Raw genomic sequence first — 13,553 nt, 5'->3', positions numbered from 1 at the left:
TTAGAGATTGGCGCGCAGCACGCTCTCGGGCAGCGGCGCGCCTTGCTCGACGCTGGCCGCCACGGTAGCGATCAACCCGCTCAACTCATAGCCCTGGGCCTTGAGCCATTGTGGGTCGTAGTAGCTGGTGGCATAGCGCTCACCGCCATCGCACAGAATCGCCACGATCGAACCCTGCTCCCCCGCCGCCGCCATCTGCTGCGCGGCCATCAACGCGCCCACCAGGTTAGTGCCGCTGGACCCTCCGACCCGTCGGCCCAGGCGCTCGGCCAGGTAATGCATGGCCGCCAGGGACAACGCATCCGGCACCTTGACCATGGCGTCGATGACCTTGGGCAGAAAAGACGCCTCGACCCGTGGCCGGCCGATCCCCTCGATCCGCGAACCGCAATCAAGGCGCAGGCTGGCGTCGCCGCTTTGGTAATAGTCGAAAAAAACCGAGCGTTCAGCGTCGGCGCATAACACCCGGGTGCAGTGCTGGCGATAGCGCACATAACGCCCCAGGGTGGCCGTGGTGCCGCCCGTGCCGGGGCTGGAAATCAGCCAACTGGGCAGCGGATAACGCTCGAAACGCATCTGCTGGAAGATCGACTCGGCAATGTTGTTGTTCGCCCGCCAGTCCGTCGCCCGCTCGGCGTAGGTGAACTGATCGATGAAATGACCATCGTGTTCGCGGGCCAAGCGCTCGGATTCGGCGTAAATCTGCGTAGGGTCCTGGACCAAATGACTGTGGCCGCCATAGAAGGCAATCTGCGCGATTTTTTCCTGGGACGTGCTGGCGGGCATCACCGCAATAAACGGCAAGCCCAGCAAACGGGCGAAATAAGCCTCGGAAATCGCCGTCGAACCGCTGGACGCCTCGATCACCGGCGCGCCGGGTTTGAGCCAGCCATTGCACAGCGCATACAGGAACAGGGAGCGGGCCAGGCGATGTTTGAGGCTGCCGGTGGGGTGGCTGGATTCGTCCTTGAAATACAGGTCGATTCCCGTAAACCCGGGGAGCGGCAACGGAATCAGGTGAGTGTCGGCGCTACGCTGGAAGTCGGCCTCGATAATGCGAATGGCTTCACGGGCCCACTGCCGGGGGTCGTTCATGGTGTTTTCTCGGTGAACTCAAGCGCTTTACGGGGGCGCTAGAAGGTGACTGACAGCGCTTGGCTGATGAGGACTACACAGATTAGGAATATTCCTACATTAAGCACAGGTACAGCTGCATCTCAATTCGCCCCGCAACTGCTAGGCTCCCTGCGGCACAACTGCCCCGTCCGCATATAACAAAAAAGAATATAACTTTTGTTTTAACAACCATCGGTACGGGTTAGGGTGTGCCACCTTTTGAATTCCAGAATGGAGAGCGACCTTGCCTCTGCGTAGCACTTTCACGCGTTTCTTTCAGTTGGAAGCTGCCAGCGGTCTGTTATTGATCGCCGCTGCAGCCCTGGCTCTGATTATCAACAACTCACCGCTGTCGTGGCTGTACAACGGCCTGCTGGAGACCCCCGTGGTCGCCCAGGTCGGCGCCTTGCAAATCGCCAAGCCCCTGCTGCTATGGATCAACGATGGCCTGATGGCCCTGTTCTTCCTGCTCATTGGCCTGGAGGTCAAACGCGAGCTGCTGGAAGGCCACCTGTCCAAACCCTCGCAAGTGGTGCTGCCCGGCGCAGCCGCCATTGGCGGCATGGTGGTGCCGGCGCTGATCTACTGGTTCCTCAACAAGGACAACCCGGCGGCGCTCGGCGGCTGGGCGATCCCCATGGCCACCGACATCGCCTTCGCCCTGGGCGTGCTGGCGCTGCTGGGCAAGCGAGTGCCGGTGTCCCTCAAGCTGTTCCTGATGACCCTGGCGATCATCGACGACCTGGGCGCCATTATCGTCATCGCGATTTTCTACTCCCACGAACTCTCGACCCTGTCGCTGATGCTGGCCGCGGCCTGCCTGGTGGCGTTGATTGCAATGAACCGCCTCGGGGTGGTCAAGCTCGGGCCGTACATGATCGTCGGCCTGATCCTGTGGGTCTGCGTACTCAAGAGCGGCGTACACGCGACGCTGGCCGGCGTGACCCTGGCCTTCTGCATCCCGCTGCGCACGAAAAACGCCGAGCCCTCGCCATTGCTGGGCCTGGAGCATGCGCTGCATCCGTGGGTCGCCTTCGGCATCCTGCCGCTGTTCGCCTTCGCCAACGCCGGCGTGTCCTTGGCGGGCGTGAACCTGGAGAGCTTCACCCACCACGTGCCCATGGGCATCGCCGCGGGCTTGCTGCTGGGCAAGACAGTCGGGGTGTTCGGCCTGACCTGGCTGAGCGTGAAGATCGGCATCGCCGCCCTGCCCACCGGCGCCAACTGGGGCCAGGTGTTCGGCGTGGCGATCCTGTGCGGGATCGGTTTCACCATGAGCCTGTTCGTCGGCTCTCTGGCCTTTATCCCCGGGGCCAGTGAATACGCAGGCATGGACCGCATGGGCATTCTCACCGGCTCCATCCTCGCCGCCCTGCTGGGCTACGCGGTAACCGCCATGGCCAGCGGCAAAAACAGCGCCGTTATCAAGTAACGCCAACCTGAAAGCACAAAACCCCGATCAGTCGCCTGATCGGGGTTTTGTTTTTGCGGCCCGTGGTCAGTGGGAAACGCGGCTGGTGCCACCCACGGTGGAGATACGCACCCGCTCGCCAACGCGGAAAATCTCGTTTTCCTGAACCTGCTGCACGTAGGCGCGGATGCTGCCGTCGTCTTCGCGAACGGTGATTTCCACGCCCTGGGTGCGGGTCAGGCCTTCTTCCGTGGCCGAGCCCAGCAGGCCACCGGCCACGGCACCGATCACGGCGGCCACAATGCTGCCGCGACCGCCACCGATGGCGCTACCGCCAACGCCGCCGATCACTGCACCTGCCGCACCGCCGATAGGGGTCTTGGTGCCTTCGATCTTGACCGGGCGCAGGGATTCGATGGTGCCCAGACGGATCGACTGCACGCGGCGTGCTTCATCGCGCGAATAGGAGTCGCCGGTCAGGCTCGACTGGCAACCGGTGAGCAGCATCGCCAGGGTGGAAAAGGTAGCAACCAGCAGAACAGACTTGCGCATAGCATCAACTCCAAAAAGGACAGGTATTCATTAAACTGCGCAGCTTGACGCCTGTCACGGCGCCGTGGGGATTAACATGTTTCCATTCAGGCGCCGTACAGGCGCAACCGATCTTTCATCAAACAGTAGCGCCAACTCCTACAAACTGCGCCGCACACCCAAGGATTTCCATGGATTACTTCATCATCGTCGCCACCACCCTGGCCGGGCTGTACTTTCACTGGTGGCTCTATGTGCGGATCAAGCGCTGGGTGGATCGCGACCTGGCCCTGTCCATGGCTGGCAACGATCCCCGTAAAAAAGCCTTCATGCTTGAACAACTGGCCAACGCCCACGCCCAGAAGATCAAGCGCCGCGACCTACCGCAGTGGCTAGAGGCCAGCGCGGCGCAGTACCGCGAGCAGTAGACTGCTCAGGGCGCCAGTCGTTCGCGCAGCCAGCCGCCGCCCTGCGCGCGGTAGTTGAGGCGATCATGCAAGCGGCTCGCCCGGCCCTGCCAAAACTCGATGCGCTCGGGCAGCAGGCGATAGCCGCCCCAATGCTGCGGGCAATCGGGCTGGCTGTCGCTGAAACGCGCCTCGGTGGCCTTGAGCAAGCCTTCGAGTTCCTGGCGATCGGCAATCACCCGGCTCTGGGGTGAAGCCCAGGCACCGAGGCGGCTGCCCAGCGGCCGCACTTGGTAATAGGCATCAGACTCCTGCGCCGTGACCTTGACCACCCGCCCTTCGATTCGTACCTGGCGCTCCAGGGTCGGCCAGAAAAACGTCATGGCCGCAAACGGCCGCGCCACCAGTTGCCGGCCCTTGGCACTTTCATAGTTGGTGAAGAAGGTGAAGCCCTGCTCGTCCAGGCCCTTGAGCAACAGGATGCGGCAATGGGGGCGGCCCTCCTCGTCGACCGTGGCCAGGGTCATGGCATTGGCCTCCACCGGCGGCTGTTCGGTTTTTACCGCCTCGGCGAACCATTGGTGAAACAGTGCGAACGGCTCACCGGGCGCCTGGGCTTCGGTGAGGCCATCGCGGATGTAGTCGCGGCGCATATCGGCCAGGGCTTGAGTCATGGCGCTTTCCTTGTTCGAGCAGCGTTATTTTTTGACGGTATCGGCCGCCGCGACTTTTTTCGCGGTACTGGCAGCCTTGGCCGGAACAGGTTTTTTCGCCGGCGTTGGGGTCTTGGCCGGTTGCTTCTTGGCCGGGGCCTTGACCGCCGCTTTTTTGGTGGCGGCCGGTTTTTTCGCTGGCACGGCTTTCTTGGCTGCCACGGCCGGGGCCACGGCGGGCTTGGCGGCGGGCTTGACGTCCTGCACGGCCACCAGGCGCACAGGGGCCGGCGCCGGCATGTTGTACTTGCTCAGCAGGGCCAGCATGGTGGCTTGGGGCGTGAGGAGGATTTCCACACGGCGGTTCAGGGCGCGCCCTTCGACGCTGTCATTGGCCGCGCGCGGGGCGTCCGAGCCCATACCGCGCAGGCTCAGGCGATCACGCTGCAAGCCGCTGAGGCGGAAGATCGAGGCCACCGACTGGGCGCGCTCCTGGCTCAACTTCAGGTTCGCCGGTGCAGCCCCCGAGGTGTCGGCGTGGCCGAGCACCAGCACGGCGGTCTTGGGGTCCACTTCGAGGATCTTCGCCACCCGGGTGAACGGCCCGAGGGTCACGGGCAGCAGCATGGCCGGGCGATCCGGGTTGAACGAGCCGTCCACCGGCGCCGTCACCACCAGCACGTTTTCCCGGCGCTCCAGCTCCAGGTTGCTGTCCTTGATGGCCGTGCGCAGGCGCGGTTCGTAGTCATCGAGCCAGGCCTGGGTGATTTTTGGGTCGGGCATGGGCACGGCCTTGGTCGCGGCTTTATCCTTGCCGCCAAACGGCCACCACCAGTTGCCGCCGGTTTCGGCCTTGGCTACCACTGGCGCAGGTTTGGCAGGCACAGGGGCCGGGCGCTGCTCGGCGACTTTTTCGGAAGAACCGAACTGCCACCAGTGGCCGCCATCGGAATCGGATTGAGGCGTCTGTGCGCAACCGGTGATCGCCAGGCAAAGCCCCAGCGCGACGAATTTATGAGATGACATTGAAAATCCAAAAAATGAGATGAAAAAAATCGGCAGCGGGCCGAACTGCGGCTGTTGTTGTAGCAAGCGGGCGCCCACACCACGCACAAACAGCCCGTTGGAAAACACAAATAGCACAGGGTTCCTGCCGTGTTTGCCCTTACAGACAGCCGGCCAGTACCCGTACCAGTTTCTGCGCCCGTGGGTCCATCAGCACATAGGGCCCCAGGGTGTTGGTGACGAAGCCAAAGGCCACGTCATGCTGCGGGTCGGCGAACCCCACCGAGCCGCCCGCGCCCGGGTGGCCGAAGGCCCGTGGGCCGAGGCCGAAGGTGGCGTTGGGCACATCCGGTTGGTCGAGCATGCAGCCCAGGCCGAACCGGGTGCGGGTCAGCAGGGTCTTGTCTTCGCCCAAGCTGTGTTCGCGGGTCAGTTCTTCGAGCATGTCGGCTTCCAGCAGGCTGCCGTCGAGCAGGCCGCTGTAGAACCCCGCCAAGCTGCGGGCGTTGCCGTGGCCGTTGGCGGCCGGTTGCTGCATGCGCCGCCATTCGGGTTTGTTGGTGCTGGTGAGGATCGACGGCGGGTTGGTGAACGCCCGGGTGGTCATGGCCGTGGGTTCGCGCATCGTCACGTGCAGCAGGCGCTGGGCCGCGGCGTCGCCGACGTTGCCTTTGCCCCGGGCGATATGGGCGACGCGGTGGAACTCTTCATCGGCCAGGCCAACATGGAAATCCAGCCCCAAGGGCCGTGCCACCCGCGCCACGATGGACTCGCCGGGGCCACGGCCGTCGGCGCGGCGCAGCAATTCGCCCACCAGCCAGCCGTAGGTGATGGCGGCATAACCATGGCCTTCGCCGGGGGTCCACCATGGCGCTTCTGCCGCCAGGGCCGTGACCATGGTGTTCCAGTCATACAGCGCCTCGGGCGGCAGCAGCTCGCGTAACGCCGGCAGGCCCGCGCGGTGGCTGAGCAGGTGGCGCAGGGTCACGCCTTCCTTGCCCGCCGCCGCGAATTCGGGCCAGTAGCGGGCCACCGGGGCATCGAGCTGCAACTTGCCTTCGGCCACCAGTTGCAGGGCGGTGACGGCGGTGAAGGTCTTGGTGCAGGAGAACAGGTTGGCAATAGTGTCGCTGTGCCAGGCCACGCTGGCGTCCTTGTCGGCGGTGCCGGCCCAGAGGTCGACCACGGTTTCCCCGCCGACCTGGATGCACAGCGCCGCGCCACGTTCCTGGGGATCGTCGAACAGCGCCGCGAAGGCTTCGCGCACGGCTTCGAATTTAAGCTCGTAATGACCCTGAATCTGCACCCGGTGCTCCCCCGTTTTTTCGCGTTACAAAGTGGCCCGCATTGTTCCAGCCTTGGAGGGTTTTGGGAACGGTAGCGAGCGAGCTTGGCCGCGTTCGGCTGCGCAATGGTGCCGGGGATGAATCATAACGGGGCGCTTCGCATCCCAGCCCGGGCAAGCGCGCTTGCTACGGTAGGGTTTCGATTGCTTGCAGGTTGCTTTTACGCACGCTCTGCACAAAGTCTTGGAACGGCACGTCGGTGATGCCCACCAGGCCGAAGTGGCCGTTTTCGCCGTCCAGCAGGCGCCCGGTAACGGGTTGGTCCAGGTACTGGAACCAGTGCACGCCGACAATCGACGGCTCGGCCAGGGCCTGCTGGAGAAAGTGCGCGTAGGCCGGGCCGCGGTCTTCTTCGCGAGCCAGTTCGGTGATGCCGCCCCAGAACGGCCCGCGGTCCCGGGAGCCGAAGTTGAACTCGCTAATCAGCACCGGTTTGTCCAGCGCCCGCAGGGCAACAAAATCATGGCCGTCCTGGGGTTTGAGGGTATAGAGGTTGAGGCTCAACACGTCGCAGTACCGGGCGCAGGCCTGTAAGGCCTGGGGCGTGTTGACGGCAAACCGGCCGCCCAGCAGCAGGTGATTGGGCGCGTGCCATTGCAGCGAATCGGCGATGGTCTTGAAGTAGGTGTCGGCGAATACCTGCTGAAAATGCTGGTAGTCGGCTTCGATCTGCGGGTGTTCGGCGCTGGGCAGCGGCGCCGCGAAGCCCGGGTCTTCCAGCAGTTCCCACGCGCTCAATTCGATACCCCAGGCCTGGGACAACCCGGCCTGGTTGCGGTACTTGTCGCGCAATTGCTTGAGGAAGGCGCGCTTGGCCGGGGCGTCGGTGGTCAGGCGCAAAGTGCCCAATGCCAAGGCATAGCGCGCCTGGGGCGTGTCGCCGGGGCCGGCCCAGGCCAGTTCGTTGTCAGCGAAGTAGCCAATCAGCCAAGGGTCCTGGCGGTGATCGCGGGCAGCAATCGCCACCGCGCGCTCGGTGGCCATGGCAAAGCGTGGGTCGAAGGGGTCGGGCATGGCGCCCCACCAGTCGCTGCCGGTGCTGACGCTGGCGTAATCGCCGACGATGGACAGCGCCAGGGTGTAGGGCACGCGGTCGCTGTTGCCCAGCACGGGCGCGCTCCAGTTGCCCACCGTGTTGAAGCCCCAGGCCTGCAAGCGGTCGAGGGTATGACGGGCCCAGCGTTGCTCGTCGAAGGCCATCGGCGGGCACGGTGCGGCCTCATCGAGGCAGGGTTGGCCGTAGGTGCGTTGCAGGTTGGCGCCATAAAAGTCGAACCAGCGCCCGTGGTTGAACCCTCGGCCCTGATCCGCGCCGTTGCCGCCACGGTTATCGCCTGCACCGTAGTAGGCCGCCAGGGGCGTGCCGGCTTCGGGCAAGGCGCTGAACATCGCCTCGCGGCCGGCGACGTAGGTGCGCCCGGCATCCGCCGCCACGGCGTTGACCCCCAGGGAATAGAAGGCGTGCCCCAACGGCGTCACCAGGTACCAGCGCTCGCCGCGCTTTTGCGTGCGAAAGAAGCCGCTGGCACTGAAGGCCGGCACGGCGATCGAACCGCCATACAGGTCCAGGGTGGCCTGCTGGCGCTGAGCGAGCCAGGTGTCGAGTTGCTGCTGCTCGCGGGCGGCGTGGGTCTTGAGCTGTTCGTCGCTGGCGATTTTTTCCGGCCAGCGTGCGCGGGTGGATTGGCCATGGGCGTCCACTACCGCGCCGTAGGCCGCCTCGACCACCGCGCCCATGTCCTGGGTGCCGAAGCGTTCCAGCAGCAGGCTCTGCGCCGCCCGGGGCTGGTCCATCGACAGCGCCACCGAAACCACCTGGCTGCGGTCGATGGCCCCGGCGCTGCTGGCCAGCAGGATGCGCTGGCCCTGCACGGTAATCGGCATCGGCGGCCCGGCCGTCATGCCCCGGGCCAGGGGCGATGTGGCCTGCAAGGGCACCAGCAGGGTCTGCGCCGGGCCGGCCGGCAGGTCGATGCGGCTGACCAAGGTGCGGCCGTCGTTGCTTTGCACGGTGATGTGCAGGGTCACCGCCCAGTTCATGCCGTTTTGCAGGCGCAGGCTCATGGCCTCGGCGCTGGACCAGTCCCACGCACCGGTTTGTGGGGCCAGGCGCAAGGTTGGCCGGGGGCTGGGGTTGAAGATCACCCGGCGCAGTACCTCGCCTTCAGCCGTTTGCTCGGCGTTCGATTGCGGCAGGCGGGTGTCCTCGGTCAACACCCGTACCACTTCGGCGGGGCGCACGAAGTTGAACAGGGTCTGGGGGGCGGCCCACAGGGGCGCGGCGAACATCAGGGCAAATACGGCGGGCAACGAACGGCGAATCATGGGTACGGGTTTCTCCCTAACGACCAGGGTTTGGCCAGCGTGCGAAGGTGGATATCAGACGGGCGTGGGCGCAAAGGCCCACGCCACTTCAGGAAATTTCCCGGCGAAACGGCGGCAGCGCATTGAGGATGGCTTTGCCGTAGCGCTGGGTGACCAGGCGCCGGTCCAGCAGGGTGATGGTGCCCCGGTCCTGTTCGGTGCGCAGCAGGCGCCCGCAGGCCTGGACCAGTTTGAGCGAGGCGTCGGGCACGGAAATTTCCATGAACGGGTTGCCGCCCCGGGCCTCGATCCATTCGGCCAGCGCCGCTTCCACCGGATCGTCCGGCACGGAAAACGGGATCTTGGCGATCACCACGTGCTCGCAGTAGGCGCCCGGCAAGTCCACGCCCTCGGCGAAACTGGCCAGGCCGAAGAGCACACTGGAATCACCGCCATCGACCCGCGCCTTGTGCTTGTTCAGGGTTTCCTGCTTGGACAGGTTGCCCTGGATAAACACCTGCTTGCGCCAGTCGCGCTCCAGGCCATCGAACACGTCCTGCATCTGTTTGCGCGAGGAAAACAGCACCAGGGTGCCACGCGAGCCTTCCACCAACGCAGGCAGGTCGCGGATGATCGCCGCCGTGTGGGCGGCCGCGTCGCGGGGGTCGGCGCGCAGGTCGGGCACCCGCAGCACGCCGGCGTCGGCGTGGTGGAAGGGGCTGGGAACTACGGCGGTGACGGCTTTTTTCGGTAGGCCGGCCCGCATGCGAAAACGCTCGAAGGTGCCCAGAGCAGTCAGGGTGGCCGAGGTTACCAGGGCGCCGTAGGCCACGTTCCACAGGTTGCGGCGCAGCATCTCGGCGGCCAGGATGGGGCTGGCGTTGACCTCGATGTCGAACAGCGAACCGCTTTCGGCCAGGGTCAGCCACCGCGCCATGGGCGGGTTGTCGTCCGGGTCTTCGACGGTGAACGCGGTCCACAGCTCCCAGTTGCCTTGCGAGCGCGACAGCAGGCTGCCGAACAGCGGGTACCACTCCTCGGCCTGGTTGCTGGCGATGCCGATGTTGACCTCGCCGTCCATGCCTTCCTTGAGCAGGTCGGTGAGGCGGGTGAACAGGTCAGTGAGGCGCGAGAACCCCTTCTTCAACTCGATGCCCATTTCGCGCATGTGCTCGGGGATCACCCCGCCGACAAAACGGTGGCGCGGGCGCTCGCGGCCCTCGACGTCTTCACCGGGTTTGAAGTCGGCCACCTGCTCGCACGCGGTGAACATGAACTGCTGCTGGGTCTTGATCTCGCGCGCCAGCTCCGGCACCTGCTCGATCAACTTGCCTAAATCGCCGGGCAGCGGGTGTTGGGCGAGCAATTTGGTGAGGTTCTTGGCGGTGGTTTCCAGCCAGTCGGCGGTGGAGCGCAGGCGCGTGTAGTGGGCGAAATGGCCGATGGCCTTGTCGGGCAGGTGGTGGCCTTCGTCGAACACGTAGAGGGTGTCGCGCGGGTCCGGCAGCACGGCGCCGCCGCCCAGGGCCAGGTCGGCCAGGACCATGTCGTGGTTGGTGACGATCACGTCAACCTTGCCCATGCCTTCGCGGGCCTTATAAAAGGCGCACTGGCCGAAGTTGGGGCAGTGGCGGTTGGTGCATTGGCTGTGGTCGGTGGTCAGGCGCGCCCAGTCGGCGTCTTCCAGGGCGGTGGACCAACTGTCGCGGTCGCCGTCCCATTTATTGCCGGCAAGTTTTTCGATCATGCTGGTAAACAGCTTCTGGCTGGCCTCATCGACCTCGATCCTGAAGCCTTCTTCTTCAAACAGCTGGGCCGTGGCGGTTTGCGCGTGGCCTTCTTGCAGCAACATGTCGAGCTTGGACAGGCACATGTAGCGCCCGCGCCCCTTGGCCAGGGCGAAGGTGAAATTCAGGCCACTGTTGCGCATCAGGTCGGGCAGGTCTTTGTAGACGATCTGCTCTTGCAGGGCCACGGTGGCGGTGGCGATCACCAGGCGCTTGCCCGCGGCCTTGGCGGTGGGGATGGCGGCCAGGCTGTAGGCCACGGTCTTGCCCGTACCGGTGCCGGCCTCCACCGCCACCACCGCCGGGTCGCCACTGCGCCGGCCTTCGTCGTCGGTATCGATATCGCCCAGGACCTTGGCCACTTCGGCAATCATCAGGCGCTGGCCGTAACGCGGCTTGAGGCTCTTGGCTTCGAGAAAACGCGAGTAGGCGCCCTGGATCGTGGTTTTGAGTTCGGTGCTAATCATGGTTGTCTGGGCGCGCAAAACGCTGGATAAATTTTCAGTGGTTCGGATCGGCCGCTATCATACCCCGCTAATTAATCCCGCGCAGAACGGAGTACCCCCATGACAGTCTTTGCCCTTCTTTACACCCTCCATGTGCTGGCCGCGCTGGTGTGGGTCGGCGGTATGTTTTTCGCCTGGATGGTCTTGCGCCCCGCCGCCGTTAAGGCGCTGCAAGGCCCAGCGCGCCTGACGCTGTGGGCCGATGTGTTCCCCCGGTTTTTCGTGTGGGTGTGGGTGGCGGTGGTGCTGTTGCCGATCAGCGGCACGGGGCTGATGCACTTGCGCTTCAACGGGTTCGAGACCGCGCCGCGCTATGTGCAGGTGATGATGGGCCTGTACGTGGTGATGACGGCGCTGTTTATCCGCATCCAGGCCCTGCAACTGCCGTTGTTGCGCCAAGCGGTGCAGGCCGAGGACTGGGCGGCGGGCGCCGCCGCCCTGGGTTCGATCCGCCGCTTAGTGGGAATCAACCTGCTGGTCGGGTTGAGCCTGGTGGCCATCGCGGCGGCACGCCCGGGGTTGTGAGGCGTTACAGGCGTTGCAGGGTCACCGAGCCGGCTTCACCTGCCGGGCCGGGTTGGCCTTGGGCGCCGGGGCGGCCGCTTTTACCGCCGTCGGCGCGGTAGACGATGCAGCCCTTGGACTGGCCACCGGCACCCGGCTTACCCGCCGAGCCGGGCAAACCGCCGGCGCCGCCGTCCACCAACACCTTGATTTGCGCCTGCGGGTAAGCGTGGGGCAGCGCTAGGCGTACCTGGGCGCCCGCTGCGCCGGGGTGGCCATCGCCGCCGTTGTCGCCATCGGCCCCGCGCCCGGCCTGGCCCCAGGTGCAACCCGGGGCCTTGCCGTTGGCGCCGTCCAGGCCCGCATAGCCCGGCGCGCCGGCGCCGCCACGGGCGTCCACCGACAATTGTTCGGCTTTGAGCGAATCAATGCGCAGCTCCAGGTTGCGCCCCGGTTTGGCCGCTTTAAGGTAGTTGCCCGGCGCCCCCCGCGAAGTGATCTGGCTGCCGGTGCCCAATTGCGCATGGGCCACACGCAGTTGCAGGCCCTGCTCGGCGGGCACGATAGCGATGCGTGCTTCGTGGCCCAGGTGCAACTGGCCCACCTCGACCTGGGTCACGTTGGCCGGGATCAGCAGGGTGGCGTAGTCCGCCACGTCCAGGCGTTCCAATTGCAGGGTGCTGGTGGTATTGGGCAGGCGCAGTAGGGAGTTGGGTTGCACCGTCACCGACTGGGCGAAGGCCAACGGGCTGCAAAGGGCGGCAAGCAAACACAGGTTACGCATGGTGGGCCTCGGTCACGGCCGGGGCCGGAAGGGTTTGGATATGGAAAATGCCCACCAGCAAGATCTGCAAGCGGTCACGCCAAGGGTGGCGGCGGCCTTTGAGGCTGCCATTGAACAGCACGAGTTCCAACACATGGGTCAGCAGCAACAGGCTGCCCGCTAGGCTGACCAGTACGTCGAACGGGTTAATCAGCGGTTGATGCAGGTTGAACAGCACCACCAGCCAGAACACTAAGGTCAAGCATTTACCCAGCCCCCAGAACACTTTCATGCGCCCCCCTTGTTGATTTGAGCGGTTTTATTGGCGCGCACAGTATCGGCGTCTGATGCAAATTTGCCAGCACTTAATGCAAATAATTCTCGAATAGAGCATTGGGCCACCGGCCCATCCCGGCCCGGCGGCCCTGCCTTTATAGAGCAGTCAACGGCCTATCTGCAATTCCACGCGGCGGTTTTGCGCACGCCCTTCTTCAGTGTTGTTGTCGGCCACTGGCTGGCTCTCGCCCAGGCCTTGGCTGGTGAGTTTCTCTGGCGCCAGGCCATTACTGAGGAGGAACGCGGCGACGCTGCTGGCGCGGCGCTCCGAGAGTTTTTGGTTATAGGCGTCGCTGCCCTGGCTGTCGGTGTGGCCAACCACCTTGATGCTCACCACGTCGGCGTTGTTGAGCTTGCTCATCAATGCCGTCAGGGTGCCGCGGGCGGCGGAGGTCAACTCGGCGGAATCGAAGGCAAACAGCACATCGCCCTGGTCGCTGAGGGTGATGACTTCACTCTGCGGCGCCACCGGTTCGGCCGGTTTGACGCTGGCCGGGTACTGCGGGACCGGGCAACCGCGGTTGTCCACTTCGGTATTTTGCGGGGTGTCGGGGCAACTGTCGCGGCGGTCGAACACACCGTCGCTGTCTTCATCGCCATCCTGGGCATAGCAAATCAGGCCACCGGCCAAGACGCCCAACGCCGCGCCGCCGCCCGCCCAGGCGCTGCTTTCTATCGCGCCCAAGCCGCCGCCCACCAGGCCACCGAGCAGGCTGCAAATCGGCCAGGTGCGTTGATTGAGGGGGGCTGTGCCATCGCTGTGGGTTGCGCAACCTGTCAGTAGGCTGCTCAGCAGAAGAACCGGTAACGCGACTCGTGAGAAAAATCTCATTTTGAATGCTCCTGTGTTACCGGCCCATACCGGTCACACAGGAGTAAAGACC

The 13,553-nt window shown here is 64.8% G+C and carries 13 protein-coding genes; 3 read left to right on the top strand and 10 right to left on the bottom strand.

Going from position 1 to position 13,553, the window contains the following annotated elements; all coding sequences use genetic code 11:
- The gene (locus CKW13_RS08175; protein WP_095108078.1) at nucleotides 1-1,095 is read right to left on the bottom strand and encodes a PLP-dependent cysteine synthase family protein; all 1,095 of its coding nucleotides are present in this window, start codon (nucleotides 1,093-1,095) and stop codon (nucleotides 1-3) included.
- 265 nt (nucleotides 1,096-1,360) lie between these two features.
- Between CKW13_RS08175 and nhaA the strand changes: the two genes are divergently transcribed.
- Nucleotides 1,361-2,548: a Na+/H+ antiporter NhaA gene (gene nhaA / locus CKW13_RS08170; RefSeq protein WP_095108077.1), complete on the top strand. Its 1,188-nt coding sequence runs from the start codon at nucleotides 1,361-1,363 to the stop codon at nucleotides 2,546-2,548.
- A 66-nt stretch (nucleotides 2,549-2,614) separates the two neighbouring features.
- On the opposite strand, the gene CKW13_RS08165 is transcribed toward nhaA, so the two are convergent.
- Nucleotides 2,615-3,079: a glycine zipper 2TM domain-containing protein gene (locus CKW13_RS08165; protein ID WP_095108076.1), complete on the bottom strand. Its 465-nt coding sequence runs from the start codon at nucleotides 3,077-3,079 to the stop codon at nucleotides 2,615-2,617.
- 170 nt (nucleotides 3,080-3,249) lie between these two features.
- On the opposite strand from CKW13_RS08165, the gene CKW13_RS08160 reads away from it, so the two are divergent.
- Nucleotides 3,250-3,486 carry a hypothetical protein gene (locus CKW13_RS08160; RefSeq protein WP_095108075.1) on the top strand — a complete coding sequence of 79 codons (237 nt, stop codon included), beginning with the start codon at nucleotides 3,250-3,252 and terminating at the stop codon, nucleotides 3,484-3,486.
- A 5-nt stretch (nucleotides 3,487-3,491) separates the two neighbouring features.
- Here CKW13_RS08160 and pdxH read toward each other — a convergent pair whose 3' ends face one another.
- From pdxH to dinG, 5 genes are all read right to left on the bottom strand, one after another.
- Nucleotides 3,492-4,139, bottom strand: a complete 648-nt coding sequence (pdxH, locus tag CKW13_RS08155) for a pyridoxamine 5'-phosphate oxidase (RefSeq protein WP_095108074.1) — start codon at nucleotides 4,137-4,139, stop codon at nucleotides 3,492-3,494.
- Between the two features lie 24 nt (nucleotides 4,140-4,163).
- Nucleotides 4,164-5,144, bottom strand: coding sequence for an OmpA family protein (locus tag CKW13_RS08150; protein WP_095108188.1), 981 nt, complete (start codon nucleotides 5,142-5,144; stop codon nucleotides 4,164-4,166).
- A gap of 139 nt (nucleotides 5,145-5,283) precedes the next feature.
- Nucleotides 5,284-6,429, bottom strand: coding sequence for a serine hydrolase domain-containing protein (locus CKW13_RS08145; RefSeq protein ID WP_095108073.1), 1,146 nt, complete (start codon nucleotides 6,427-6,429; stop codon nucleotides 5,284-5,286).
- A 166-nt stretch (nucleotides 6,430-6,595) separates the two neighbouring features.
- Nucleotides 6,596-8,794 carry a beta-galactosidase gene (locus CKW13_RS08140; protein WP_141233954.1) on the bottom strand — a complete coding sequence of 733 codons (2,199 nt, stop codon included), beginning with the start codon at nucleotides 8,792-8,794 and terminating at the stop codon, nucleotides 6,596-6,598.
- Nucleotides 8,795-8,882: 88 nt separating this feature from the next.
- Nucleotides 8,883-11,027 (bottom strand): ATP-dependent DNA helicase DinG, encoded by a 2,145-nt coding sequence (gene dinG, locus CKW13_RS08135; RefSeq protein WP_095108072.1) that lies wholly within the window; start codon nucleotides 11,025-11,027, stop codon nucleotides 8,883-8,885.
- A 99-nt stretch (nucleotides 11,028-11,126) separates the two neighbouring features.
- Between dinG and CKW13_RS08130 the strand changes: the two genes are divergently transcribed.
- Nucleotides 11,127-11,591 (top strand): DUF2269 family protein, encoded by a 465-nt coding sequence (locus CKW13_RS08130; protein ID WP_095108071.1) that lies wholly within the window; start codon nucleotides 11,127-11,129, stop codon nucleotides 11,589-11,591.
- 4 nt (nucleotides 11,592-11,595) lie between these two features.
- Here the strand turns inward: CKW13_RS08130 and CKW13_RS08125 are convergent, their stop codons facing one another.
- From CKW13_RS08125 to CKW13_RS08115, 3 genes are all read right to left on the bottom strand, one after another.
- Nucleotides 11,596-12,354 carry a collagen-like protein gene (locus tag CKW13_RS08125; protein WP_095108070.1) on the bottom strand — a complete coding sequence of 253 codons (759 nt, stop codon included), beginning with the start codon at nucleotides 12,352-12,354 and terminating at the stop codon, nucleotides 11,596-11,598.
- Nucleotides 12,347-12,625 (bottom strand): DUF1145 domain-containing protein, encoded by a 279-nt coding sequence (locus CKW13_RS08120; RefSeq protein WP_095108069.1) that lies wholly within the window; start codon nucleotides 12,623-12,625, stop codon nucleotides 12,347-12,349. Before CKW13_RS08120 ends, CKW13_RS08125 begins: the two co-directional genes overlap by 8 nt.
- A 150-nt stretch (nucleotides 12,626-12,775) precedes the next feature.
- On the bottom strand, nucleotides 12,776-13,501 hold the full coding sequence (locus CKW13_RS08115) for an OmpA family protein (RefSeq protein ID WP_095108068.1): 726 nt from the start codon (nucleotides 13,499-13,501) through the stop codon (nucleotides 12,776-12,778).
- Nucleotides 13,502-13,553: the final 52 nt, after the last annotated feature.

The sequence above is a fragment of the Pseudomonas sp. Irchel 3E20 genome (assembly GCF_900187645.1).
GTDB lineage: Bacteria > Pseudomonadota > Gammaproteobacteria > Pseudomonadales > Pseudomonadaceae > Aquipseudomonas.
The sequence above is the reverse complement of the archived record's forward strand: the minus strand, read 5'-3'. Positions and strand labels throughout refer to the sequence as shown.

What these genes read in the sequence shown, in the direction of transcription:
- CKW13_RS08175 (WP_095108078.1), bottom strand. Translation starts at nt 1,095, where the DNA reads ATGAACGACCCCCGGCAGTGGGCCCGTGAAGCCATTCGCATTATCGAG.
- CKW13_RS08165 (WP_095108076.1), bottom strand. Translation starts at nt 3,079, where the DNA reads ATGCGCAAGTCTGTTCTGCTGGTTGCTACCTTTTCCACCCTGGCGATG.
- CKW13_RS08160 (WP_095108075.1), top strand. Translation starts at nt 3,250, where the DNA reads ATGGATTACTTCATCATCGTCGCCACCACCCTGGCCGGGCTGTACTTT.
- pdxH (WP_095108074.1), bottom strand. Translation starts at nt 4,139, where the DNA reads ATGACTCAAGCCCTGGCCGATATGCGCCGCGACTACATCCGCGATGGC.
- CKW13_RS08150 (WP_095108188.1), bottom strand. Translation starts at nt 5,144, where the DNA reads ATGTCATCTCATAAATTCGTCGCGCTGGGGCTTTGCCTGGCGATCACC.
- CKW13_RS08140 (WP_141233954.1), bottom strand. Translation starts at nt 8,794, where the DNA reads ATGATTCGCCGTTCGTTGCCCGCCGTATTTGCCCTGATGTTCGCCGCG.
- dinG (WP_095108072.1), bottom strand. Translation starts at nt 11,027, where the DNA reads ATGATTAGCACCGAACTCAAAACCACGATCCAGGGCGCCTACTCGCGT.
- CKW13_RS08130 (WP_095108071.1), top strand. Translation starts at nt 11,127, where the DNA reads ATGACAGTCTTTGCCCTTCTTTACACCCTCCATGTGCTGGCCGCGCTG.
- CKW13_RS08125 (WP_095108070.1), bottom strand. Translation starts at nt 12,354, where the DNA reads ATGCGTAACCTGTGTTTGCTTGCCGCCCTTTGCAGCCCGTTGGCCTTC.
- CKW13_RS08120 (WP_095108069.1), bottom strand. Translation starts at nt 12,625, where the DNA reads ATGAAAGTGTTCTGGGGGCTGGGTAAATGCTTGACCTTAGTGTTCTGG.
- CKW13_RS08115 (WP_095108068.1), bottom strand. Translation starts at nt 13,501, where the DNA reads ATGAGATTTTTCTCACGAGTCGCGTTACCGGTTCTTCTGCTGAGCAGC.